The organism is Arthrobacter sp. CJ23 (assembly GCF_024741795.1).
Taxonomy (GTDB): Bacteria; Actinomycetota; Actinomycetes; order Actinomycetales; family Micrococcaceae; genus Arthrobacter.
In genome coordinates this window covers 1,568,938-1,592,383 of the sequence record NZ_CP102950.1, presented here as the reverse complement: position 1 = coordinate 1,592,383, position 23,446 = coordinate 1,568,938, and the positions used below count along the sequence as shown (strand labels likewise).

General features: G+C 67.3%; 22 protein-coding genes. 6 read left to right on the top strand and 16 right to left on the bottom strand.

The window, feature by feature from the left end:
* Positions 1–13: 13 nt before the first annotated feature.
* The 8 genes from NVV90_RS07045 to truB form a co-directional block, all read right to left on the bottom strand.
* Complete coding sequence (locus NVV90_RS07045; RefSeq protein ID WP_258440470.1) at positions 14–1,357, bottom strand: pitrilysin family protein; 1,344 nt, start codon at positions 1,355–1,357, stop codon at positions 14–16.
* A 173-nt stretch (positions 1,358–1,530) separates the two neighbouring features.
* The gene (locus NVV90_RS07040; RefSeq protein WP_258440469.1) at positions 1,531–3,771 is read right to left on the bottom strand and encodes a polyribonucleotide nucleotidyltransferase; all 2,241 of its coding nucleotides are present in this window, start codon (positions 3,769–3,771) and stop codon (positions 1,531–1,533) included.
* 242 nt (positions 3,772–4,013) lie between these two features.
* Positions 4,014–4,283 (bottom strand): 30S ribosomal protein S15, encoded by a 270-nt coding sequence (gene rpsO / locus NVV90_RS07035; protein ID WP_207615208.1) that lies wholly within the window; start codon positions 4,281–4,283, stop codon positions 4,014–4,016.
* A 224-nt stretch (positions 4,284–4,507) separates the two neighbouring features.
* Complete coding sequence (kynA, locus tag NVV90_RS07030) at positions 4,508–5,362, bottom strand: tryptophan 2,3-dioxygenase (protein WP_258440468.1); 855 nt, start codon at positions 5,360–5,362, stop codon at positions 4,508–4,510.
* Between the two features lie 33 nt (positions 5,363–5,395).
* Positions 5,396–6,379 (bottom strand): bifunctional riboflavin kinase/FAD synthetase, encoded by a 984-nt coding sequence (locus NVV90_RS07025; RefSeq protein WP_258440467.1) that lies wholly within the window; start codon positions 6,377–6,379, stop codon positions 5,396–5,398.
* A 105-nt stretch (positions 6,380–6,484) separates the two neighbouring features.
* A complete protein-coding gene (locus NVV90_RS07020; RefSeq protein WP_396125356.1) occupies positions 6,485–6,937 on the bottom strand; it encodes a hypothetical protein in 453 nt (150 codons plus the stop codon).
* A gap of 2 nt (positions 6,938–6,939) precedes the next feature.
* Positions 6,940–7,293, bottom strand: a complete 354-nt coding sequence (locus tag NVV90_RS07015) for a hypothetical protein (RefSeq protein WP_258441098.1) — start codon at positions 7,291–7,293, stop codon at positions 6,940–6,942.
* A gap of 2 nt (positions 7,294–7,295) precedes the next feature.
* Positions 7,296–8,261, bottom strand: coding sequence for a tRNA pseudouridine(55) synthase TruB (truB, locus tag NVV90_RS07010; RefSeq protein WP_258440465.1), 966 nt, complete (start codon positions 8,259–8,261; stop codon positions 7,296–7,298).
* Positions 8,262–8,295: 34 nt separating this feature from the next.
* Here truB and NVV90_RS07005 point away from each other — a divergent pair, with 34 nt between their 5' ends.
* Positions 8,296–9,450, top strand: coding sequence for a pyridoxal phosphate-dependent aminotransferase (locus tag NVV90_RS07005; protein WP_258440464.1), 1,155 nt, complete (start codon positions 8,296–8,298; stop codon positions 9,448–9,450).
* A gap of 75 nt (positions 9,451–9,525) precedes the next feature.
* On the opposite strand, the gene rbfA is transcribed toward NVV90_RS07005, so the two are convergent.
* The 5 genes from rbfA to rimP form a co-directional block, all read right to left on the bottom strand.
* Complete coding sequence (rbfA, locus tag NVV90_RS07000) at positions 9,526–10,035, bottom strand: 30S ribosome-binding factor RbfA (RefSeq protein ID WP_258440463.1); 510 nt, start codon at positions 10,033–10,035, stop codon at positions 9,526–9,528.
* 285 nt (positions 10,036–10,320) lie between these two features.
* Entirely contained in the window at positions 10,321–13,170 is a 2,850-nt protein-coding gene (gene infB / locus NVV90_RS06995) for a translation initiation factor IF-2 (RefSeq protein WP_258440462.1), read from the bottom strand.
* Between the two features lie 152 nt (positions 13,171–13,322).
* Entirely contained in the window at positions 13,323–13,664 is a 342-nt protein-coding gene (locus tag NVV90_RS06990; protein ID WP_258440461.1) for a YlxR family protein, read from the bottom strand.
* Between the two features lie 195 nt (positions 13,665–13,859).
* A complete protein-coding gene (gene nusA / locus NVV90_RS06985; protein ID WP_258440460.1) occupies positions 13,860–14,840 on the bottom strand; it encodes a transcription termination factor NusA in 981 nt (326 codons plus the stop codon).
* On the bottom strand, positions 14,840–15,454 hold the full coding sequence (rimP, locus tag NVV90_RS06980; protein ID WP_258440459.1) for a ribosome maturation factor RimP: 615 nt from the start codon (positions 15,452–15,454) through the stop codon (positions 14,840–14,842). Before rimP ends, nusA begins: the two co-directional genes overlap by 1 nt.
* Before the next feature lie 87 nt (positions 15,455–15,541).
* Here rimP and NVV90_RS06975 point away from each other — a divergent pair, with 87 nt between their 5' ends.
* From NVV90_RS06975 to NVV90_RS06960, 4 genes are all read left to right on the top strand, one after another.
* Entirely contained in the window at positions 15,542–16,681 is a 1,140-nt protein-coding gene (locus NVV90_RS06975; protein WP_258440458.1) for a DUF4439 domain-containing protein, read from the top strand.
* A 76-nt stretch (positions 16,682–16,757) separates the two neighbouring features.
* Positions 16,758–17,486 carry a VIT family protein gene (locus tag NVV90_RS06970; protein ID WP_258440457.1) on the top strand — a complete coding sequence of 243 codons (729 nt, stop codon included), beginning with the start codon at positions 16,758–16,760 and terminating at the stop codon, positions 17,484–17,486.
* A 36-nt stretch (positions 17,487–17,522) separates the two neighbouring features.
* Positions 17,523–18,545 (top strand): aminoglycoside phosphotransferase family protein, encoded by a 1,023-nt coding sequence (locus tag NVV90_RS06965; protein WP_258440456.1) that lies wholly within the window; start codon positions 17,523–17,525, stop codon positions 18,543–18,545.
* Positions 18,546–18,554: 9 nt separating this feature from the next.
* On the top strand, positions 18,555–19,346 hold the full coding sequence (locus tag NVV90_RS06960) for an aspartate dehydrogenase domain-containing protein (RefSeq protein ID WP_258440455.1): 792 nt from the start codon (positions 18,555–18,557) through the stop codon (positions 19,344–19,346).
* Between the two features lie 19 nt (positions 19,347–19,365).
* Here the strand turns inward: NVV90_RS06960 and NVV90_RS06955 are convergent, their stop codons facing one another.
* The 3 genes from NVV90_RS06955 to NVV90_RS06945 all read right to left on the bottom strand — a co-directional run bounded on the left by NVV90_RS06955 (position 19,366) and on the right by NVV90_RS06945 (position 22,447).
* Positions 19,366–20,163: a TSUP family transporter gene (locus tag NVV90_RS06955; RefSeq protein WP_258440454.1), complete on the bottom strand. Its 798-nt coding sequence runs from the start codon at positions 20,161–20,163 to the stop codon at positions 19,366–19,368.
* Positions 20,160–21,971 (bottom strand): proline--tRNA ligase, encoded by a 1,812-nt coding sequence (locus tag NVV90_RS06950; RefSeq protein ID WP_258440453.1) that lies wholly within the window; start codon positions 21,969–21,971, stop codon positions 20,160–20,162. The genes NVV90_RS06955 and NVV90_RS06950 overlap by 4 nt, the downstream gene beginning before the upstream one ends.
* A 251-nt stretch (positions 21,972–22,222) precedes the next feature.
* Positions 22,223–22,447, bottom strand: a complete 225-nt coding sequence (locus NVV90_RS06945; RefSeq protein WP_258440452.1) for a hypothetical protein — start codon at positions 22,445–22,447, stop codon at positions 22,223–22,225.
* A gap of 193 nt (positions 22,448–22,640) precedes the next feature.
* On the opposite strand from NVV90_RS06945, the gene NVV90_RS06940 reads away from it, so the two are divergent.
* Positions 22,641–23,438, top strand: a complete 798-nt coding sequence (locus tag NVV90_RS06940) for an ABC transporter ATP-binding protein (protein WP_309304100.1) — start codon at positions 22,641–22,643, stop codon at positions 23,436–23,438.
* Positions 23,439–23,446: the final 8 nt, after the last annotated feature.

The following is a 23,446-nucleotide window of genomic DNA, read 5'->3' as shown; positions in this document are numbered from 1 at the left end:
CGCGGGCAGTGCGTCAGAGCCCGAAGGTCTCGGTTTCCTCGAAGGGCCCCACTACGGTCACGGTGCGCGGCGCCGCGGCCAGCACGCGTGCCAGCTCCTGGACCTGCTCGGCAGTGACGGCCTTGATCGTGGCAAGGGTCTCGTCGATGTCCTGGAATTCGCCGGATACCAGTTCCGCGCGGCCCAGCCGGGACATCCGCGAGCCCGTGTCTTCGAGTGCCAGGACGATTCCGCCGCACAGCTGGCCAACGGCCTTGCGCAGCTCTTCGTCGGTGATGCCGTCGGTGGCGAGCTTGTCCAGCTCGGCGCCGAGCAGCCCCAGGACCTGCTTGACCTTCGACGGCGTGCAGCCGGCGTACATGCCGAAGTAGCCGGCATCGGCGTAGGCGGACGCGAAGGAGTAGGTGGAGTAGACGAGGCCGCGCTTTTCGCGGATTTCCTGGAAGAGCCTGGAGGACATGCCGCCGCCCAGGACGGCGTTGAGGACGCTCATGACGAAGCGCTGGCTGTCCGTTGCCACAATGCTGGGGCAGCCCATGATGATGTTGGCCTGTTCCACAGGGCGCTTGACCACGTGGAGACCGGCTGTGCCGGTGATTTCCGCCCGCTGGGTGGCGCGGCGCTCCACCGGAGCGGCGTCCTCGGCCAGTTCCCAGCCGGCGGACCGCAGGGCGTCGAGCACCAGACCGCACACGACGTCGTGGTCAAGGCCGCCTGCCGCCGTGATGACCAGCTCCTCCGGGCGGTAGTAGCGCCGGTAGTGCTCCCAAACGGAATCCCGGGGCACGGCCTTGATGGCGGCCGGCGTGCCACCGATGGGCCGGGCCAGGGGGTGGCTGCCGAGCACCGCGGCAACAAAGTTCTCGTGCGCGACGTCCGTGGGGTCGTCGCTGTCCATGGCGATTTCCTCGAGGATGACGTCGCGTTCCTGCTCCAGCTCCGCCGGGTCCAGCACGGCGCCGGTGATCATGTCGGCAATGACGTCGATGGCCATGGGCAGATCGGTGTCCAGGACGCGGGCGAAGTAGCAGGTGCTTTCCTTGGCAGTGGCCGCGTTGGACTCGCCGCCCACCTCGTCAAAGGCGGAGGCGATCTCCAGGGCGGTGCGCCGCTTGGTGCCCTTGAACAGCAGGTGCTCCAGGAAGTGCGTGGAGCCGTGCTGGCCTTCGGCTTCGTCGCGGGATCCGACGGCCACCCAGAATCCGATGGTGGCAGAACGCTGCCCCGGCATGGCCTCGGTGAGAACCCGTACGCCGCCCGGAAGGACCGAGCGACGGACTACGGAGCCGCCCTCGGCACCATGGATCAATTCGCCGCCGGGAAGAGTCTGCTCCAGCGGCAAGGGTACGACAGTCATCAAGGCCTTTCGGTTCTGCGGAAGCCCGTTCGGCGGGCCAAATCTGCCTGCAATCGTACCAGTGGCGCGATTGCACGGCGGGTGGTTTTGGTGCTTGGTGTTAAAGCCCGGAGGGGCCGGTGGAGCTTGTTCTCAAAGCCCACCGGCCCCGCCGGGTACTGCCTGCGTTCAGGCTACTCTGCGGATTCCTCTGCAGCGTCCTCGGACTCAGCGCCCTCTTCTTCGGCCACAACCGGGGAGAGGGAGAGCTTGCCGCGGTCGTCGATCTTGGTGATCTCGACCTGGATCTTCTGGCCGACAGCGACGACGTCGTCGACGTTGTCCACGCGCTTGCCGTTGGCCAGCTTGCGCAGCTCGGAGATGTGCAGAAGGCCGTCCTTGCCCGGGGTCAGGGAAATGAAGGCGCCGAAGGTGGTGGTCTTGACGACCGTACCCAGGTAGCGCTCGCCGATTTCCGGAACCTGCGGGTTGGCGATGGCGTTGATGGCGGAGCGTGCTGCGTCGGCAGACGGACCGTTGGTGGCGCCGATGTAGACCGTGCCGTCATCTTCGATGGAGATGTCCGCGCCCGTGTCTTCCTGGATCTGGTTGATCATCTTGCCCTTGGGGCCGATGACCTCGCCGATCTTGTCAACGGGGATCTTGACCGCGATGACGCGCGGTGCGAACTCGGAGAGCTCGTCCGGGGTGTCGATCGCGGCGTTGATGACCTCGAGGATGTGCAGGCGTGCTTCGCGGGCCTGCTTCAGTGCTGCTGCCAGCACGGAAGCCGGGATGCCGTCGAGCTTGGTGTCCAGCTGGATGGCCGTGACGAACTCGGAGGTACCGGCAACCTTGAAGTCCATGTCGCCGAAAGCGTCTTCGGCGCCGAGGATGTCGGTCAGGGCTGCGTAGCGGGTCTGGCCGTCAACCTGGTCGGAGACCAGGCCCATGGCGATGCCTGCAACGGCGGCCTTCAGCGGAACACCGGCATTGAGCAGCGACAGCGTGGAGGCGCAGACGGAACCCATCGACGTCGAACCGTTGGAGCTGAGAGCCTCAGACACCTGGCGGATGGCGTACGGGAATTCCTCGCGGGACGGCAGCACCGGCATGATGGCGCGCTCGGCGAGTGCACCGTGGCCGATTTCGCGGCGCTTCGGGGAACCGACGCGGCCGGTCTCACCGGTGGAGTACGGCGGGAAGTTGTAGTTGTGCATGTAGCGCTTGCGCGTTACCGGCGACAGGGAGTCGATCTGCTGCTCCATCTTGAGCATGTTCAGCGTGGTGACACCCATGATCTGGGTTTCGCCGCGCTCGAAGATCGCAGAACCGTGAACGCGGGGCAGAACCTCGACCTCGGCGGTGAGCTGGCGGATGTCCGTCAGGCCACGGCCGTCGATGCGGACCTGGTCCTTGAGGATGCGCTGGCGCACAACGTGCTTGGTGACCGAGCGGAACGCTGCGGACAGCTCCTTCTCGCGGCCTTCGAACTGTCCGGCAAGGGCGCCCAGGACTTCGTCCTTGAGCTCGTCGGAAGCGTTGTCGCGCTCCTGCTTGTCGGCGATCTGGAAGACAGCAGCCAGCTTGTCGGCGGCGGCGGCCTCAACAGCTGCGTAGGTGTCGTCCTGGTAGTCCAGGAACACCGGGAACTCAACGGTGGGCTTGGCGGCGCGTGCAGCAAGGTCAGCCTGTGCTTCACACAGAGCCTTGATGAACGGCTTGGCAGCCTCGAGGCCCTCGGAGACGACCTCTTCGGTGGGGGCGGTGGCGCCCTGTTCCTTGATGAGTGCCCAGGAGTTGTCCGTTGCTTCGGCTTCAACCATCATGATGGCGACGTCGTCACCGGCGATGCGGCCGGCCACAACCATGTTGAACACGGCGTTCTCAAGCTGGGAGTGCTTCGGGAAGGCAACCCACTGCGAACCCTGCTCGTCGGCGATGAGGGCAACGCGGACGCCGCCGATCGGGCCGGAGAACGGGAGGCCGGACAGCTGGGTGGACATCGAGGACGCGTTGATGGCGACAACGTCGTAGAGCTCGTCCGGGTTGATCGACAGCACGGTGACCACGATCTGGACCTCGTTGCGCAGGCCCTTCACGAAGGCCGGGCGGAGCGGGCGGTCCATGAGGCGGCAAGCCAGGATGGCCTCGGTGGACGGGCGGCCTTCGCGGCGGAAGAACGAGCCCGGGATGCGGCCGGCGGCGTACATGCGCTCTTCGACGTCAACCGTCAGCGGGAAGAAGTCGAAGCCTTCGCGCGGGGACTTGCCCGCGGTGGTTGCCGAGAGGAGTGCGGTGTCTTCGTCGATGTAGACCATCGATGCGCCGGCTGCCTGCTTGGCAAGGCGGCCGGTTTCGAAGCGGATGACACGCTTGCCGAAACGGCCGTTGTCAATGATTGCTTCGGAGAACTGGATTTCGGGACCCTCCATTGAGAGTCACCTCCGTTTCTGTGTGACGGAAGTCCGCCGCATCAACCCAGGCCACGTCTTTTGTTGGCCTGTACGACACCCGGTCATCGATCGAGACCCACGGGCCGTGCCTTCGTCACCGAAGGCTGCTCCCGGGGATCACTACCGAGGACCGCGAATGCGCGATGCGGTTGATTCCTGATGTAGTTGTTTTCTAAGAAGGCGGCCCGGTCCGAGTGGATCGGGCCGCCCCTAAAAGCTGACTAGCGGCGCAGGCCGAGGCGCTCGATGAGCGAACGGTAGCGGGCGATGTCAGTGTTCTTCAGGTAGCCAAGCATGCGCTTGCGACGACCAACCATGGCCAGCAGACCGCGCTGGGTGTGGAAGTCGTGCTTGTGCTCCTTCATGTGCTCAGTCAGATCCTTGATCCGCTGGGTCAGGACAGCAACCTGGACCTCGGGCGAACCGGTGTCGCCTTCAGACGTTGCGTATTCCTTGATGATGGACTGCTTTACAGCGGCGTCAAGTGCCACGTGAACTCCTAGAGTTGTGCCGTGTTTCCCGATTCAGCGCCTCGCTGCCGGGTTGTCTTCGCTGCGGCAGGCGCACACAAAAACAGGTCCAGCCGCCACGGACTGCAGCCGGATCCACAGACCAGTTTACCGTCAGGCCGGCAAAGTTGTCGAAAGCGGTGCTGTGAGCCTGCTCATCAGTGCCCGGAATGCGCCCGGGGTACCGGCTGCATGCTGCCGGGCGGTCATTTTCCGATCTCGGTGCGCACCGCGAAGAGTTCCGGGAAGAAGGTCAACTCGAGGGCCTTTTCCAGGAAGGCCGCCCCCGTGGAGCCGCCCGTTCCGCCCTTCATGCCGATGGTCCGCTGGACCGTGCGAAGGTGCCTGAAGCGCCACAGTTGGAAGTTGTCCTCCAGGTCCACGAGTTCCTCGCAGGCCTCGTAGGCTGCCCAGTTTTCCTTGGCGTGTTCGTAGATGTGCTTGAACACGGGGACCAGGGCCGGCTCGAACTGGTGGGCCTGGGTGACGTCGCGCTCCAACAGCGTGGGCGGGACCGCGAAGCCCTGGCGGTGCAGGTAGGCCAGGAATTCGTCGTAGAGGCTCGGGGCGTGCAGCAGCTCCTCGAGCATGGCCTTCGCCTCGGGATCGGAGTCGAACACGGGGAGCATCTTGCTGTTCTTGTTGCCCAGGATGAATTCCACGGCCCGGTACTGGCTGGACTGGAAACCGGAGGAGCTGCCCAGGAAACCGCGGAACTGCGCATACTCGGTGGGTGTCAGCGTGGCCAGGACCGACCACTGCTCGGTGAGCGTCTTCTGGATGTGCTTGACCCGGGCGATGGCTTTGAGGGCGGCGCCAAGCTCGTCCGTGCGCAGCCAGCCGGCCGCGCTGCGCAGCTCGTGCAGGACCAGCTTGAACCAGAGCTCGGTGGTCTGGTGTTGGATGATGAACAGCAGCTCATCATGGTGGACGGGCTGGCTGACGGGCTGCTGGGCGCTCAGCAGCACGGGAAGCTGCAGGTAGGAGGCGTAGCTCATGCGCGAACTGAAGTCCTGGACGATGCCCTCGTCCAGCTGCCGGGTGTTCTTCTCGATCGCCACAGTCCCGCCTTCCCGCCGGAATCCCGCGTTGGGCTACCCCTGGAGCAGGAGCTTGCGGGCCTGGACCACATCCAGGCCGATCTGCTCGGCCAACGCCTCAGGCCCACGGTACGCCACCATGCCCCGCAATCGCTCGGTGAATTCGACCACGATCAGCTGGCCGTACAGGTCGAAGGCCTCCACGGCTTCCTCGGGGCGGTCGATGACGTGGGCCTCGACCTGTCGGCTGACGCCGTCGAACGTGGGGTTGGAGCCCACCGAGATGGCGGCCGGCCAGCGCGTTCCGGCCTCGTCGACCAGCCAGCCCGCGTAGATGCCGTCGGCGGGGACGTAGCCGGTGGCGTCGTGGGAGAGGTTGGCCGTGGGAAAGCCCAGGAGGCGGCCGCGGGCTGCGCCGTGGACCACTTCGCCGCGCATGCGGTGCGGGCGCCCCAGGACGGCGGCGGCGGTCACCACATCGCCCTCGGACAGTGCCTCGCGCACCCAGGTGGAGGAACAGCGCCGGTCCGTCCCGCCGTCGTCGTGGACGGGGAAGCCTTCAGCGCCGAACTCATTGACCACCTGGACGGTGAAGCCCAGCGTGTGGCCCAGTTCCTGCATGGTGCCGACGTCTCCTGAGTTGCCGGCGCCGAAACGCAGATCGTGGCCCACCACAACGTGGGCGGCGTGCAGGCTGTTCACCAGGATGTCGCCGACGAACTCTTCCGGCGTCATCGCCGCGAGGTCGAGCGTGTATTTCATGACCAGCACGGCGTCGAGCCCGGTGTCCGCGAGGGCGTCCAGCTTGTCCTGCAGGCCCATGATGAGTTCGGGGGCGGAGTCCGGGCGGTGCAGCTGGGCGGGGTGGGGATCGAAGGTGACGGCGACGGAGCGCGCGTTGCCCTGCCGGGCCGTGGCCGCAAGCTGGGAAAGGACCTGCTGGTGGCCGCGATGGACGCCGTCGAAGTTCCCGATGGTGACGACTGTGGGGCCGAAGTCCTCCGGGACCTCGGTGGGATCGTTCCAGATGTGGACCATCAACCTCGCCTTTAACTGCAGACATTCCGTGCCGTCCGGCGGCCTGCTCGGCCCCGGAACTCTCTAAGGTTACCCGCAATGGCGGGGCGCACTGGACAGCCCGTACTACGGGGCGGCAACCTTCGCCGGGCGCCTGCGGTTGAGCCAGAGGAGCCCGAGAACGGGCAGCACCAGCGGCACAAAGCCGTAGCCGCGTCCGAACAGGGACCACACGGTGTCGTGCGGGAAGGCCACGGGATCGAAGAGGCTGACGGCACCGACCACCAGCACACCCACCAGTTCCACCAATACGGCTGTCAGTGAGACCTTGAACCAGGTGCGGCCCGGCTTGGCCAAGGACACGGTGGCCACCACGTAGACCAGCGCGGCGAAGGCCGAGAGGACGTGCGCCAGCGGGGCCTCGGAAAATTTGGTGGCGATCTGGTAGCCGGCGCGGGCCGTAGCCGAGAGTGCGAAGACGGCGTACACCGCGATCAGCAGGCGGCCGGGGCCGGTGTTGCGGGTGTCGCGCTTCGCGCCTTGTGCTTCAGTTGCCGTCACTTCGTGTGCTTCTTCCAATGTCAGTACCAGATCTGGTTCATGCGGGCCGCCATGACGAGGGCCGTGACGCCCACGGCGGCCAGGACAAAGTTGCTCCAGCGCGTCCGTTCCAGGATGGACCAGTACACGGCGCCCAGCGGGACCATCAGGGCGGTGGCCAGGTAGCCCCAGAATTCCCAGGCCTCACCTGCCATCTGCTCCCCCAGCGCCACCCGCACGATCGAGCCGACCAGGTAGACCAGCAGCACGGCCTCGACGGCGAGCACGGAGAAGATGGTGATGTCGTTCGGGGCCTTCTTCATGAGGCCCGCGACGACGCAGATGATCGTGGAGATCAGGCCCACGGCCAGTACGGCGTAAAAGTATCCGTCCAGCACTACCGGGCCTGCTTTTCGGTGGCGGGCTTCGCTGCGGTTTGGGGATCGGGGCGCGGCTTTTCGTTGTCCGGCGCGAACACCAGGACCGGCTTCGCGAAGCTGCCGGCGTCGGCCAGCAGCGCCACCAGTTCGCCCGCCGGGGAGAACGCCGCTGCGGGCTTCTCCGGCGTAGCCGCCTCGGGCGTGCCGGCTCCGGGGCCGGCGGCGATGCGGCGGCCGAAGGAGATTTCGGTGGCCTCTTCGTCGCTGAGTTCGCGGTTGGGCATGAGCGCCCGCGCGGCCTGCGACATTTCCAGGACCTCGAGTTCCTCGGCCAACTGCTCCAGCGTGCGGGCCTGCTCGATCGAGTACGGGCCCACCTTGGTGCGGCGGAGTGCGGTGAGGTGGCCGCCGGTGCCAAGGGCCTCGCCGAGGTCGCGGGCCAGGGCCCGGATGTATGTGCCGGAGGAGCATTCCACGGTGACGTCCACGTCCACCACCCTGCCGCCGTCGACCCTTCGGATCCCATGGACCTCGAAACGGTGGATGGTCACGGGACGGGCGGCGAGCTTGACCTCTTCGCCGGCGCGGACGCGCGCGTAGGAACGCTCGCCGTTGACCTTGATGGCGCTCACGCTGCTGGGAACCTGCCGGATCTCGCCGGTGAGTGCCGCGACGCCGGCAGCGATCGCGTCATCCTCGACGGCGGCGGCGCTGCTGGCGGCGGTGACCTCACCCTCAGCGTCGTCGGTGAGGGTGGTTTCGCCGAGCCTGATGGTGGCCGTGTAGGTCTTGGAGGTGCCGACGATGTACGTCAGGAGGCGCGTGGCCTTGTTGATTCCCACCACCAGGACGCCCGTCGCCATGGGGTCCAGGGTCCCGGCATGGCCCACTTTCCGGGTACCGGCCAGCCTCCGCATCCGTCCAACCACATCGTGGCTGGTCCATCCCTGCGGTTTGTCAACGATTACCAGTCCAGAAAGCACGCTTCCCAGTATATCCGTGGCTAGGATGGCTCCCATGCCTGAGCTTGCCGCGCACGTCTGCGACGTCCCCGTGAACCAGATCCGCGAGATCACCGAGGCCGCCTGGGCCACTCCCGGGGCCCTGGTGCTCAGCATCGGCGAACCCGGCTTCGCCTTGCCCCGGCACGTCCTCGAGGCCGGCATGGCGTGCCTGGACCGGGACGAGACCAACTACACGCCCAACGCCGGCATCCCGGCACTCCGGGAGGCCTTCGCGGCCCGGTTCCGGGAGCACAACGGCGTGGACATCGGCGCCGAACGGGTCTACGTGGTGGACGGCGCCCAGCAGGGGCTGCACTTTGCCATGAGCCTGCTGCTGACCCCCGGCGACGAGATCCTCATCCCCAACCCCGGCTACCCCACCTTCGCCATGACAAGCCGCCTGCTGCACGCCGTCCCGGTTGAATACCCGCTGTACCCTGAGCACGACTTCCAGCCCCGCATCGCGGACATCGAGGCCCTCATCACGCCGCGGACCAGGGTCCTGATGCTCAACTCGCCGTCCAACCCGCTCGGCGCGGTGATCGGCGAAGACCTCACCCGCCAACTGGTGGAGCTCGCCGTCCACCACGATCTGTGGATCATTTCCGACGAATGCTACGAGGCCTTCACCTTCGACGTCCCGCATGTCAGCCCGGCCCGCTTCGACAGTGACGCCCCCGGCAAGACCCGGGTGTTCACCTCCGTCACGCTGTCCAAGACGTATGGGCTGACGGGCCTGCGGATCGGGGCGTTGATCTGCCCTCCGGGCCTGGAACAGAAGATGAACAACGTCATGGAGGCGATCGTTTCCTGCGTTGCCTCGCCCTCGCAATACGCTGCCTTGGCGGCCCTGACGGGCCCGCAGGACTATGTGGAAGCCGCCCGGGAGCACTACCGCGGCAATCGCGACGCCGCCTCGGCGGTCCTGGCCGCCAAGGGCATCCGCTACCTTGATGCCCAGGGCGCGTTCTACCTCTGGGCGGACATGTCCCATGTGAGCGGCGGGAACGTGCGTGCCTGGGTGCGGCGGTTCCTGGCCGAGGCCGGCGTCTCCTTCGCCCCCGGCACGGCCTTCGGTTCCATCGGCGAGGGCTGGATCAGGATCGCCCTGTGCGGCGGGCAAGAGGAACTGCTCGACGGCGTAGGGCGGCTTCCGGCGCGGCAGTAGCCCCGGCGTCGGCAGCTGATTAACGCGTGAAGGCCGGATCCCCCGCGGGATCCGGCCTTCACCGTGCGGACGGGCCTAGCGGCCAGCGTCCTCGTCGAGTTCTTCATCGTCCGTGAGGTCGATGTCCTCTTCGTCAAAGTCGTCTTCGTCGATATCCGCGTCCTGCGGGGCATCGCTCTTGTACGGGTCGGCCTCGCCGGCGTGCGTGGCGCCGGCGGCCAGGGCGGCCACCTCGGCGTCGCGACGCTTGGCGGTGCGCAGCAGCTCCTCAAGGTTCGAGGCATTGACCGGAATCTGGTCGGCCACGAACTCAAGGGTCGGGGTCAGGCGGACGGTGATGTTGCGGCCCACTTCCTGGCGCAGCACCCCCCTGGCCTTCTCCAATGCCCTGCCGGCATCGGCGTGCGCGAGCTCGTCGCCGAACACCGTGTAGTACAAGGTTGCGTGCTGCAGATCGTTGGTGACGCGCGCATCGGTGATCGTGATGGCCTCAACCCGCGGATCCTTAACCCGACGGCCGAGTGCCTCAGCGACAACAACCTTAATCCGCTGCGCCAACTTGGCAGCGCGTGCCGGATCAGCCATTTTTACTCCTAAATTTTGCGTACGACGGCGCATGGCGGCTGGCGTACATAAGTTCTGTGTGGCGTGACGCACCTAAGGCGAGTCTACGACGGACCGCCGGGTTCCTCGGAGGCCATTGGAGCCAATATGGGGGCCCGGGAGTGGCATCGGGCCTGCCGGAGCTGGGTTGCTGACGTCGTAAGACGTCAGCAACCCAGCGGAGGGGCGGGGCCCCCATATCGGCGGAAAGGGCCGGGGCCGCCGGAAAAATCCAACGGCCCCGCACCTTTGTAAAGCTAGAACACCTTAGACGCGCGGCTTTTCGCGCATCTCGAAGGTCTCGATGATGTCGCCTTCGTTGATGTCGTTGTACGAGCCCAGGCCGATACCACATTCGAAGTCCGTGCGGACCTCGGTGGCGTCGTCCTTGAAGCGCTTGAGCGTCTCAACGGTGAGGTTGTCACCGATGATCTTGCCGTCGCGGCTGACACGTGCCTTGGTGTTACGGCGGATGATGCCCGAGCGGACGATGGAACCGGCGATGTTTCCGAACTTGGAAGAACGGAAGACTTCGCGGACCTCTGCGGTACCGAGCTGGACTTCCTCGTACTCCGGCTTGAGCATGCCCTTGAGGGCCAGCTCGATGTCATCGATCGCACCGTAGATGACCGAGTAGAAGCGCATGTCCACGCCTTCACGGTCGGCCAGGTCGGCCACGCGCTCAGCAGGCTTGACGTTGAAGCCGATGATGATCGCGTTGTCGACCGTTGCCAGGTTGACGTCGTTCTGGGTGATAGCACCCACGCCGCGGTGGATGACGCGCAGCTGAACGTCGTCGTCTCCGACGTCGATCTTGAGCAGTGCGTCTTCGAGGGCTTCCACGGCACCGGACACGTCACCCTTGAGGATGAGGTTGAGGGTGTCGATCTTGCCTTCGGCCACAGCCTTGTCGAAGTCCTCGAGGCTGATGCGCTTGCGGCGCTTGGCCAGGGCGGCGTTGCGGTCGGCCGCTTCACGCTTTTCGGCGATCTGGCGGGCCGTACGCTCGTCCGAGGTCACCAGGAAGGTGTCACCTGCACGCGGCACGTTGGACAGGCCGAGGACCTGTACCGGGCGGGACGGCAGTGCGATGTCGAGGGCGTTGCCGTCTTCGTCGAACATGGCACGGACGCGGCCGTGGGCCGTACCGGCCACGATCGTGTCACCGACGGCCAGGGTACCGGACTGCACCAGGACGGTGGCCACGGAACCGCGGCCCTTGTCCAGGTTCGCTTCGATGGCAATGCCTCGGGCGTCCTTGTCCGGGTTGGCGCGCAGGTCCAGGGCGGCGTCTGCGGTCAGGAGGACGGCGTCGATCAGCTCGTCGATGTTCAGTCCCTGGCGGGCAGAAACCTCGACGAACATGGTGTCGCCACCGTATTCCTCGGGAACCAGACCGTACTCGGTGAGCTGGCCCTTGACCTTGTCCGGGTTCGCACCTTCCTTGTCGATCTTGTTCACTGCGACGACGATCGGCACGTTGGCTGCCTGGGCGTGGTTGAGCGCTTCCACCGTCTGCGGCATGACGCCGTCGTCGGCTGCAACAACCAGGATCGCGATGTCGGTGACCTTGGCACCGCGGGCACGCATGGCGGTGAACGCCTCGTGGCCGGGGGTGTCAATGAAGGTGATGTCGCGGGGCGTGCCCTCGTGGACGTGGCTGATCTGGTAAGCACCGATGTGCTGGGTGATGCCACCGTGCTCGCCGGCAACCACGTTGGTCTTCCGGATGGCGTCGAGCAGGCGCGTCTTACCGTGGTCAACGTGGCCCATGACGGTGACCACCGGAGGACGGGGTTCAAGGACGTCGTCGCCTTCGGCGTCGAGCTCACCCTGGAGGTCGATGTCGAACGAGTCGAGCAGTTCGCGCTCTTCGTCTTCCGGCGAGACAACCTGGAGCTTGTAGCCGAGTTCGGCGCCAAGCAGGCCGAAGGTGTCCTCGTCGAGCGACTGCGTGGCCGTTGCCATTTCACCGAGGTGGAACAGCACGGTCACCAGCGAGGCGGGGTTCGCATCGATCTTCTCGGCGAAGTCCGTGATGGACGAGCCACGGCGCAGGCGGATGACGGTGTTGCCGTCGCCGCGGGGCACGCTTACGCCACCCAGCGACGGAGCACTCATCTGCTCCAGTTCCTGACGCTTGGCACGCTTCGACTTGCGCTGCTTGCCACGTCCTGCGCCACCCTTGCCGAAGGCACCCTGGGTGCCGCCGCGGCCGCGGCCGCCCTTGCCGAAGCCACCGCCGGCGGGAGCTCCGCCACCTGCACCGGGAGCACCGGTGCCGGGAGCGCCACCGGGGCGACCCGGGCCACGTCCGCCGCCACCCGGACGGGCAGCAGCACCGGGAGCCGGACGCTCAGTGCGGTTGGGCATCATGCCCGGGGTGGGACGGTTGCCACCGGGGCCACCGGCAGGACGCGGAGCACCCGGACGGGGTGCTCCGGGACGCGGTGCACCGGGACGCGGGCCACCTGCACCGGCTGCCGGGCGGGGACCGCCGGCGCCTGCTGCGGGACGGGGGCCGCCGGGGCGTTCACCCTCGGTACGGCCGCCCGGACGGGGCATGCCCTGGGACGGTGCAAACGGGTTGTTGCCCGGGCGCGGCGGACGTTCGCCGTCGCCGCCACGGCCGCGGGGCATGCCCTGCGAGGTGGCGAAGGGGTTGTTGCCCGGACGCGGGCCGCCGGGACGCGGAGCCTGGCCACCCTGGCGTGCCGGGGCCGGGGCCTCGGCCCTGGGGGCGGGACGGGCGCCGGGCTTGGCGGAAACGGGGCTTGCTGCGGACGGAGCAGCGGGTGCTGCCGGCGCCGGCGCGGGGGCCTCGAACTTGGCGGCCGGCGCGGGAACCGGTGCCGGTGCCGGAGCCTTGGGGGCAACCGGGCCCGGTGACGGGCGGGATGCAGCAGGTGCTGCCGGTGCCGCGGGGGCTGCTGCGGGCGCGGTGGCCCTTGCAGCGCCGGCACCCGGGTAGGCGTCGCGAAGCTTCTTCACGACGGGGGCCTCAATGGTTGAAGAGGCGGAGCGAACGAATTCGCCCAGTTCCTGCAGTTTTGTCACTGCATCTTTGGAAGTAATACCGAGCTCTTTGGCGAGCTCGTGTACGCGGACCTTGGCCACATTTCTCCTGTCTCGGTCCGCACCGAGCCAGGCACGAACCGTCTACTTCTTACTGCGGGCCCCTGCCACGACGGTGGCGGAAAGGCCCTGTGCAGAGCGCAACAAAGTTGTCATCGTTGCGCACTCATCGCTGGGAACTCATCGGGTTTCCATCAGATTTCTGACCCGCTTTCAGGTTTGGACGGTTTTCCCGCGGTGGCCGGAGCCTCCGCAAGGTGCGTGCCCGGCACTATGTGGCGTTCGACGTCGGCGGTTCCGGTTGCGCCCGCAAGGGCCCTTCCGAAGGCGCGCCGCTTGATCGCCAATGCCAAGCACGTTTCGCTGGGGTGCAGCCAAGCACCCCGGCCTGCCATCCGGCGTCGTTCGTCCACCAGGACAGCGGTTGACCCGCCGCCTTCGGCGACGAGCCGGACAAGCTCGGACCGGGAGCCTTGCTTCCGGCATCCGATACAGGTGCGAACCGGCTGATGGCCGTGTTGAAGCAGTTCAGCCACTATGTGTCCTTACCTGCCTCTGCATCTGGTACTTCATGGGCGCCCAAACGGCATTGCCGCTGGAGCACGCCAAAACGCACGGATACCGGACGTAAGCCCGGTTCCATTCATTCTAGCCCCCGGTGCCGGGCTGCCGAAACCGGCAGGCCGGGCAAACCGGGGCTGGACCGGCGGCCAGGGCCGCCCATCCGGGTGCTAGTCGTTCTTGGGGGCCGCCGCGTCGGAGACGATATCGATCCGCCAGCCGGTCAGCTTCGCGGCGAGCCGCGCGTTCTGGCCTTCCTTGCCGATGGCAAGGGAGAGCTGGTAGTCCGGGACCACCACGCGGGCGGAGCGGGTTGCTTCATCGGTGATGGTGACGGAATTCACGCGTGACGGCGAAAGGGCGTTGGCGATGAACGTGGCCGGGTCCTCGCTGAAGTCGACGATGTCGATCTTCTCGTCGTTGAGCTCCGTCATGACGGCGCGGACACGCGATCCCATTTCGCCGATGCAGGCACCCTTGGCGTTGATGCCCGGGGTGTTGGCCTTGACGGCGATCTTGGTGCGGTGCCCGGCTTCACGTGCCAGGGCCACGATCTCCACGGAGCGGTCCGCGATTTCCGGAACTTCCATTTCGAACAGCTTCCGGACCAGGCCCGGGTGCGAACGCGAAAGGGTGATGGACGGGCCCTTGGCACCGCGGTGCACGTCAATGACGAACGCGCGCAGGCGGCTGCCGTGGATGTACTTCTCGCCGGGGACCTGCTCGGGCGGCGGCAGCAATGCCTCCACGGAGCCAAGGTGGACCTGGACCATGTGCGGGTTGTTGCCCTGCTGGATCATGCCGGCCACAAGCTCGCCTTCACGGCCCTTGAACTCGCCCAGCACATTGTCGTCCTCAACGTCGCGCAGGCGCTGCAGGATGATCTGGCGGGCGGTGCTGGCAGCGATGCGTCCGAAACCGGCCGGGGTGTCCTCGAACTCACCCACGGGGGCGCCGTCGTCGTCGATCTCGGTGGCCCAGATGGTCACGTGGCCGCTCTTGCGGTCAAGCTCGGCACGGGCCTTTTCGAAGGCACCGGGCGTCTTGTGGTAGGCCACCAGGAGCGCTTGCTCGATGGTGGGGATCAGGAGGTCCAGCGGGATTTCACGCTCACGCTCCAGGAGTCTCAGTGCGCTCATGTCAATATCCATTAGGCCTCCTCAGAAGGTCCGTTGTGCTCGTCTTCCAGCCCGGCCTCGTGGAGGTGGCTGAATTCAATCTCGACTTTTCCTTGGCGGATCCTGTCGAAAGGAAGTTTCACGGGGTCGCCCTGCTTGGGCTTCATCCCCTTCTTGACCTCATGCTCCGGAACCAGCGTCACGCCGTCGGCGTCCACGGCCACGATGCGGCCGGTGAGGTTGTCACCCTGCAGCACGTTGACCTTGGCCATGCGGCCGAGGGCGCGGTGCCAGTGGCGGGGCTCAGTCAGGGGCCGTCCGACGCCGGGCGAGGACACCTCGAGGTCGTACGGGCGTCCGTCGTCGCCGGGATCGTTGTCCAGGATGTCCGACAGTGCGCGGGAGATCTCCGCGATGGAGTCCAGGCTGACGCCGCCGGTCTCCTCCTGCGGAAGGTCCACGACGACGTGGACGGTGCGGTGGGACCCTGCGACGTGGATTGCAACGTCCTCAAGGTAGAGCCGGTTGGCCAGGACAGCCGGTTCGAGCAGGGCCTTGAGCCGGCTCTCTTCCGGGTTGTGGATGGTGGGGGCCGTTGAGGATGAACCAGTACGGTCTGTTGAAGTCGTGGCTTCCGAGTCGCTCACGTTGCCAGCCGCCTCCCGATAGATGTTGTTGTGACTACTAGCCTAACGATTTTCCCGGCAACGTGGTGCACGGAGTTTCGCTCCTGCGTGACAACATGGTCTGTTGTGAAGGACGAGAGCAAGGAAAACGGCAGGATGCCCCGCTGGGCAAGGACCGCTTTGGCGTCCCTTCTCTCGGTGATCGTGCTGGCCACCGGAATGGTCCTCATTCCGCGTGATCCCGGGCCTCCCCCGGCCGTCCCCTTCTCCGAATCCGCGCGCGCCGGCGCCTTGGCGGACACCTTTTCCCTGCTTGATGCGGCCACCGGCCTACGCACTGCCGCCGCCGTTCCGGGCCGCAGCGCGCTGCCGGACACGGTCCTCGCGGACACTGTGACATTGCTGACAACACAGTCGCGGGCCCTGCTGTCCCCGGCCCAGGCGACCCCGCCGGCCGGCTCCGCGGCTCCGGATCGATCGGAAGCGGACCCTTCGGAAACGGCGCCCACACCGCAGGCCGTCGTGGCCGCGCTGTCAGCGAGCGGGGCGCAGCGCCTCGCCGATGCGGCAGACGCCGACGGCGGCATCGCCCGGCTGCTGGCCGCCGTCGGAACCGCTCAAATCCTGCAGTCCGCCCGGCTGGCTGCCGCCGCCGGGCTTCCGGCTCCGGCTGCCCCCGCACAGATCACGCCGACGGCGGTCCCCACGGCGACGGGGGCCTGCCCGCCATCGGCGGCACCAACGGCCCCGGGAACGGCGACGCTCGCCGGCGCGCTGGCGGCCGCGATCCGCGCCGAGCACGAGGCCGTGTACGTCCACCAGGTCGCCTTGACCCGGCTGGCCCCGGCGGCCTCCGGCGCCGCCCAGAACGCCCTGACGGCCCTGACGGCCCACCAGGCCGCCCTGCATCGGGCGGAAGCGCTCGGACACGAGCACTGTCTGGAGGTGCCACCCCGGGAGGCCGGCTACCGCCTGCCTGAACAGCTCTCCACCAAGCCCCTCGCCGCCCTGGGCATGCTGGAGGCCGGCATGCTGCCAGGCTTCGGGGACCTGATCGCGCTCGGCACGGGCGACACCCGCCAATGGGCGCTGGACGGGCTCCTGGAGGCTGCCCGCCGCAGCACCGCCTGGGGCACTCCCCTGGAGGCGTTGCCCGGCCTGGTGGTCGACGCCGCCGCCCTGCCTCCCCTGCCCGCACCGGCCACTTCCGCACCGGCCGCCAACGCAGCCGCCACCTCCGGACCGTAGCCGCCGGCGGACAGGTCACCCGAAGGAAAGCCTTGCTTGGCTGGCCAAGGTCCCGTTGCGGTGCTTGGCTTGATCCATGGCTACCACCGAAGCTGCCAGGCAGCACGACGACGAACCACACCGGGACGATCTGGCCCATCGGCTGAACTGGCTGCGGGCGGGGGTCATGGGCGCGAATGACGGCATCGTGTCCGTGGCGGCGATCGTGGTGGGCGTGGCCGGCGCCACGTCCAGCACCGCCCATATCCTGGCGGCCGGAACCGCAGGCCTGGTGGGCGGCGCAATCTCCATGGCGCTGGGCGAATACGTCTCCGTCAGCAGCCAGAGCGACACGCAGAAATCGCTGATCGAGAAGGAACGCCAGGAGCTCGAACAACAGCCCGAAGAGGAACTCGCGGAACTTACGGCAATCTACGAGTCCAAGGGGCTCAGCCCCGCCACGGCGCGAACGGTCGCCAGTGAACTGACCCGGCACGATGCCCTGGCCGCGCACTTGTCTGCCGAGCTGAACATCCAGGAGGACGACATCGTCAGCCCCTGGAACGCGGCCTTCGCTTCCGCCGTGGCCTTCACGCTGGGTGCCGCCCTGCCCATGCTGGCCATCCTGCTGCCGCCGGAAGGCCTCCGCGTGCCGCTGACCTTCGCTGCCGTGCTGGTGGCGCTGGCCATCACCGGGACGGTGGGCGCCTGGATCGGCGGCGCCTCCAGGATCCGTGCCGCGGTCCGGGTGGTCATCGGCGGCGCGCTGGCCCTGGCCGCGACCTTCGCCGTGGGCAACTGGCTGGGCGCCAGCGGCTTCGTCTGATCCCTGCCGGCCCCGATCGACGGCTAGGCTGGAGCCGTGACCCCACCGGCAGTTGTCCCCATTCCCAGTGACCTCCGGAAGCGCTACAGCCGCAGCCCCGAAGGCCGTGCCTGGCTTGCCGGCCTGCCCGGACTCATCCAGGACCGCCTGGACGAGTGGCAGCTGGCAGTCGACCTTGAACCCGGCGCCGAGCCGTGGAACGGCCACGGCGGACTGGTGTTCCCGGTGCTGCAGCGTGGCGCCCCGGCGGCCCTGAAAGTGGCCTTCCCGCACGACGAGGCCCTCGTGGAACGCCATGCCCTGTCCCTCTGGGACGGCCGCGGTGCCGTCCGGCTGCTTGCCGCCGATGCCGCCAGCTGCTCCATGCTGCTCGAGCGGCTCGACGCCGGCCGCTGGCTCCAGGACGTCCCGATGGAGGAATGCACTGAGGTGTGGGGACCCCTGCTCCGGCAGTTGTCCATCGCCCCGGACGGGCGGCCCGAGTGGCGGGAATTCGACCATGTCGCGGCCACCGCGGAGCGCTGGAGCGACGATCTTCCCGCCGATTGGGAGCAGCTGGGCAGGCCGTTCCCGCGCTGGCTCCTCGAAGCGGCCCTGGAAGTCTGCCAGACGCGCGGCGCCGTGGGGCGACGCTCCGGCACGGATGTCCTGGTCCACACGGATCTGCATTTCATGAACATCCTGGCCAAGCCGGGCGGCGGGCAGGACCACCGGGCCGCGTACCTGGCCATCGACCCCCAGCCCATGATCGGCGAGGCCGAATTCGCCGTGGCACCGCTGCTCTGGAACCGCATCGCGGAACTGCCGCGGAGCCATCCGGAAGTGGCACTGCTGGCCCGCTGCGAGGCCTTCAGCACGGCCGCCGGACTCGACGCGGAGGTCGCCCGGCAGTGGAGCCTGGCCCGGGAAGTGGAGAACGCCCTGTGGTACGCGGCCAAGCCTGGCCACGGCGGCGATCTGGCGCGTTCGCTCTGGGTTGCCAGCACCATGGCCGGGCGGACCCTCGACGGACTGCCGAAGGCGCATGAGCTCCCGGAACCCGGCCAGTCGCCTGTCTAGAATCGAGCCATGGTGGCGAATGGCGGAGCGGTCCTGAAAGTTGCATTGATCGGCGCGGGAGCCATTGGCGCCAAGGTCGCGGAACTGCTCGGCACCGGTGCGGCGCCGGGTGCCGAACTGAGCTGCGTGGTGCCGCACGAGGCCACCGAGGGCTTCAGCTTGGGGGAGGCCCTGAAAGACGCCGATGTGGTGGTGGAATGCGCCGGGGTGCCGGCCGTGCGCCAATATGGTCCGGCCGTGGTGGCTGCCGGCAAGGACTTCCTGGTGACCTCGATCGGCGCCCTGTGCGATGCCTCCTTGCGGTCAACGCTGCTCGACGGCGGCTCCGGCCGGACGTTCCTCACGAGCGGTGCGCTGGGCGGCCTGGATGCCATTGCGGCTGCCGCCACGGGCGGCACGGTGCACAGCATCAGGATCGAGTCCAGAAAACTGCCCGAATCGCTCATCCAGCCGTGGATGGACGGGGACACCAGGAACATGCTCCGTGCGGCGGCACATCCCGTGGAACTGCTGCGTGGCGGCCCCGAGGAGCTGATCAGCTCGTTCCCGAAGTCCACCAACATCGTTTCGGCCCTGGCGCTGGCGGCCGGGAACTGGGACATCGTGGAGGCTGTACTGATTGCGGACCCTGCGGCCGGCCGCACCTCGCACCACGTGGTGGTGGACACGAGCCTGGGCGGATTCGACATCCGCATCACCAACGAGCCCTCCCCCGGGAACCCGGCGTCGAGCGCCCTGGTGCCCCACGCCGTCGTACGCGGCCTCAAGACGCTCGCGAATCCCAGCGGAAGCTTCATCTGAGCGCGGGTATTTGCCGAAGTCAGGCGCCGAAGTAGTCCTGCCAGACGTCGTAGCCAAGCTTGACGATGAGGGCGGCCACCACGATCAGGAAGACGATCCGCACAAAGGAGCTGCCCTGCTTCACGGCCGTGCGGGCACCTAGGTAGCCGCCGGCCATGTTGGCCAGCCCCAGGACCAGTCCGAGGCCCCACAGCAGCGAGCCGTGCGGCAGGAAGAAAATGAGGGCTCCGGCGTTGGTGGCCATGTTGACGATCTTGGCCTTGGCGCTGGCTTCCAGGAAGGCGTAGCCCATGGCGGAGACCAGCGCGATCACCAGGAAGGAGCCGGTGCCGGGGCCGATCAGTCCGTCGTAGAAACCGATCGCGGCCCCGATGAGGCAGGCCACGATGTAGTGCGTGTGGCCGTCGTGCCGCAGGGCCGTCAGCTCGCCGGCGTTGGGGCGCAGGGCTGTGAACAGCGCGACGGCCACCAGGGCCACCACGATGATCGGCTTGAACACGCTCGCGGGCAGGTTCGCGGCCAGGACCGCCCCGCCGAAGCTTCCGGCGAGGGCGATCACGGCCATAGGAACGGCGGTCTTCAGGTCCGGGCCGACGCGCCGGTAGTACGTCACCGCACTCGTAGTGGTGCCGAAGATGGAACCCATCTTGTTGGTCGCCAGCGCCTGGACGGGCGTGATGCCGGGTACCAGCAGCAGGGCGGGGAGCTGGATCAGTCCCCCGCCCCCAACGACGGCGTCAACCCAGCCGGCGGCAAAGCCGGCCACCACAATCAGGATGAGGGTGGTGAGCTGGATCGATTCGAAGCCGGAAATCACCGGCCGCGGACGGCGTTGACCACGTAGTCGACGGCTTTGTCCACGGCGATGTTCTCTGCCTCGCCGCTGCGGCGGTCCTTGATTTCCACGACGCCGTCCACCAGTCCGCGGCCCACGGCCAGGATGGTGGGGACTCCGACGAGCTCGGCATCGCCGAACTTCACGCCGGGGGAAACCTTGGGGCGGTCGTCATAGATGACGTCCAGGCCGGCGGCCTCGAGTTCAAGGGCCAGTTTCTCGGCCGCGGCGAAGATCTCTTCGCCCTTGCCTACAGCCACCACGTGGACATCCGCCGGTGCCACGGCGCGGGGCCAGACCAGTCCCCTCTCGTCGTGGTTGGACTCGGCCAGGGCGGCGACGGCGCGGGTGACGCCCACGCCGTAGGAACCCATGGTGACCACTACCTGCTTGCCGTTCTGGTCCAGGACTTTCAGCTCAAGCGCGGCGGCGTACTTGCGGCCAAGCTGGAAGATGTGGCCCATCTCGATGCCGCGGGCGATCTCCAGCGGACCGGAGCCGTCCGGGGCGGGGTCACCTTCGCGGACGTCGGTGCATTCGATGACGCCGTCCCAGGTGAAGTCCCGGCTGGCCACGAGGCCGAACACGTGCTTTCCGGCCTCGTTGGCCCCGGTGACCCAGGCCGTACCGCTGACAACGCGGGGATCAACGAGGTACAGGAGCTTGGTGGCGCTTTCGCTGCCCAGCAGGGGTTCGTCCAGCGTCAGGCCGGGGCCAAGGTAGCCCTTGACGATGAGGGGCTGCTTCTTGAGGTCCTCGTCGTTGGCTGCTTCCAGGCCGATCTCGCCGGCGATGGGCAGGAAGGAACCGATGTTGGCTTCCACTCGCTTGAGGTCGACGCCACGGTCACCCGGCAGGCCGATGACCACAAGCTGGCGCTCCCCGGTGGGCAGGGTGACGGCGAGGACCACGTTCTTGAGGGTGTCGGCGCCGGTCCAGGGGCCGCCGTCGGCCTCGCTGCGGGGAAGCAGTTCGTTGGAGGCCGCCACCAGGGTTTCGATGGTGGGGGTATCCGGGGTGTCGAGGACCTTGGCGGCGGGGGCGTTGCTGAAGTCGATCGCGGCCGGTGCCACGGTGGTGACGGCTTCGACGTTGGCTGCGTAGCCGCCGGCGGAGCGCACGAAGGTGTCCTCGCCGATCTCGGTGGGGTGCAGGAACTCCTCGCTCTTGGACCCGCCCATGGCGCCGGCAGTGGCCGCAACGGGAATGACCTCCAGGCCCAGGCGGGCGAAGATCTTCAGGTAGGCGGCGCGGTGGGCGGCGTAGCTGGCGTCCAGGCCGGCGTCGTCCACGTCGAAGGAGTAGGAGTCCTTCATGATGAACTCGCGGCCGCGCAGGAGGCCCGCACGGGGGCGTGCTTCGTCGCGGTACTTGTTCTGGATCTGGTACAGGCTCAGGGGCAGGTCCTTGTACGAGGAGTACAGGTCCTTGACCAGGAGGGTGAACATTTCCTCGTGCGTGGGGGCCAGCAGGTAGTCGGCGCCCTTGCGGTCCTGGAGCCGGAACAGGCCCTCGCCGTATTCGGTCCAGCGGTTGGTGGCCTCGTAGGGCTCGCGCGGCAGCAGCGCCGGGAAGTGGACTTCCTGGGCACCGATGGCGTCCATTTCCTCACGGACCACGGCCTCGACCTTGCGCAGCACGCTCAGGCCCAGGGGAAGCCAGGTGTAGATGCCGGGCGCTGCGCGGCGGATGTAGCCCGCGCGGACCAGAAGCCGGTGGCTGGCCACCTCGGCGTCGACGGGATCTTCACGCAGGGTGCGCAGGAACAGCTTGGAAAGGCGAAGGACCACGGGTACGTATCCGTTTCTATGGCAGAACTGGCAAAAACAACTGTCTACTAATCTACCGGCTGGCGGCGGGCGCTCCGGCCCGCCTTGCCCGGCAACGGGGCCTGGCAGGGCACCGCTGCGGGAGAACCGGCCCGGACACAGAAGAGCCACGCCGTCAGGGTAGGAAGCCCCTGGCCGCGCGGCGGCTGGTCATCCTGCAATGTCGGCGTGGCTCAGCGGCCGGTCGGCCGCAGGCTCTGATTCCCTGAAGGCTACTTGGTCTTGCCCTCCAGGGCCACCAATACGCCTGCAATTGCGAAGTACTTGTTGCTGCCCAGTTCGCGGATGGTGTCAATGCCGAGGGCATCCTTCAACGCCTGTGCGGTGGCATCCGTAACACCCGCCAGCGCAGCCGGAGACGCGTCCAGGATTTCCTCGAGGGATTTGTCTTCGTATACCTTGTCCAGGGCCTTGGAAAGTTCAACGCTTACAGCCATTGTGTGTGTTTCCTCTCTGCAACCAACCGCACCCCAACGACACGGTTAGTGTCGAACCTAAGTGATGCGGGACACGTTTTCAAGGATTTGCCGCAACACGCCCTTGGGCAAACACCTCATTGACCGGAGGTGGATGGCGGGCTTAGCGTTTATTCATCACGTGATGAATAAACGGATGTCGTCGGAGGTCCTGATGTCACACCTTGCAAGAGACAACACGAAACCCCGCGGCCACGCCGGCGCACCGGCAGGGGCCGCCGCCGGGACGGCCGGGACTGCCGCCGTTGAGGCGGAGGCCCTGCACATTTCGAGGGGCCGGACCCGGATCCTGCGGGGCCTTGATTTCAGTATCGGGACCGGCCGCATCACCGGGCTGCTAGGTCCCTCCGGCAGCGGAAAGACCACCCTGATGCGCGGCATCGTGGGAGTCCAGAAGATCACCAGCGGCTCCATCAACGTCCTGGGGCAGCCTGCCGGTTCGCGGCCCCTGAGGCACGACGTCGGATACGTCACCCAGTCGCCCAGCGTGTACCCGGACCTGAGCGTGGAAGCCAATGTGCGCTATTTCGGTGCCATGCACGGCGCAACGGCGGCCGACACCGCGGAGGCGATTGACGCCGTCGGGCTCAAGGAATTCGCGCGGCAGAAGACGTCGGATCTGTCCGGCGGAGAGTCAAGCCGCGTATCGCTGGCCTGCGCGCTGGTCTCGCGGCCCAAACTGCTCGTCCTGGATGAACCCACCGTGGGACTGGACCCGGTGTTGCGGGCCGAGCTGTGGGAACGCTTCGCCGCCATGGCGGAGGCCGGCACCACCTTGCTGGTGTCCAGCCACGTCATGGAGGAAGCCTCGCATTGTTCATCATTGCTGTTGCTTCGGGACGGACTGCTGCTGGCCCAGCTGAGCCCCGAGGAACTCGCCGAACGGGGCCGCAGCAACGACCTCGAACGCGCGTTCCTGCACATCATCCAGGAAGGGCAGGCGGCGCGATGAATCCCCGG

Coding starts and splice junctions, on each gene's coding strand:
- NVV90_RS07025 (WP_258440467.1), bottom strand. CDS start 6,379: ATGGTCCACATCTGGAACGATCCCACCGAGGTCCCGGAGGACTTCGGC.
- NVV90_RS06970 (WP_258440457.1), top strand. CDS start 16,758: ATGGCTACCACCGAAGCTGCCAGGCAGCACGACGACGAACCACACCGG.
- NVV90_RS06960 (WP_258440455.1), top strand. CDS start 18,555: ATGGTGGCGAATGGCGGAGCGGTCCTGAAAGTTGCATTGATCGGCGCG.
- NVV90_RS06940 (WP_309304100.1), top strand. CDS start 22,641: ATGTCACACCTTGCAAGAGACAACACGAAACCCCGCGGCCACGCCGGC.
- rbfA (WP_258440463.1), bottom strand. CDS start 10,035: ATGGCTGATCCGGCACGCGCTGCCAAGTTGGCGCAGCGGATTAAGGTT.
- NVV90_RS07005 (WP_258440464.1), top strand. CDS start 8,296: ATGCCTGAGCTTGCCGCGCACGTCTGCGACGTCCCCGTGAACCAGATC.
- nusA (WP_258440460.1), bottom strand. CDS start 14,840: ATGGATATTGACATGAGCGCACTGAGACTCCTGGAGCGTGAGCGTGAA.
- NVV90_RS06945 (WP_258440452.1), bottom strand. CDS start 22,447: ATGGCTGTAAGCGTTGAACTTTCCAAGGCCCTGGACAAGGTATACGAA.
- NVV90_RS07045 (WP_258440470.1), bottom strand. CDS start 1,357: ATGACTGTCGTACCCTTGCCGCTGGAGCAGACTCTTCCCGGCGGCGAA.
- NVV90_RS07040 (WP_258440469.1), bottom strand. CDS start 3,771: ATGGAGGGTCCCGAAATCCAGTTCTCCGAAGCAATCATTGACAACGGC.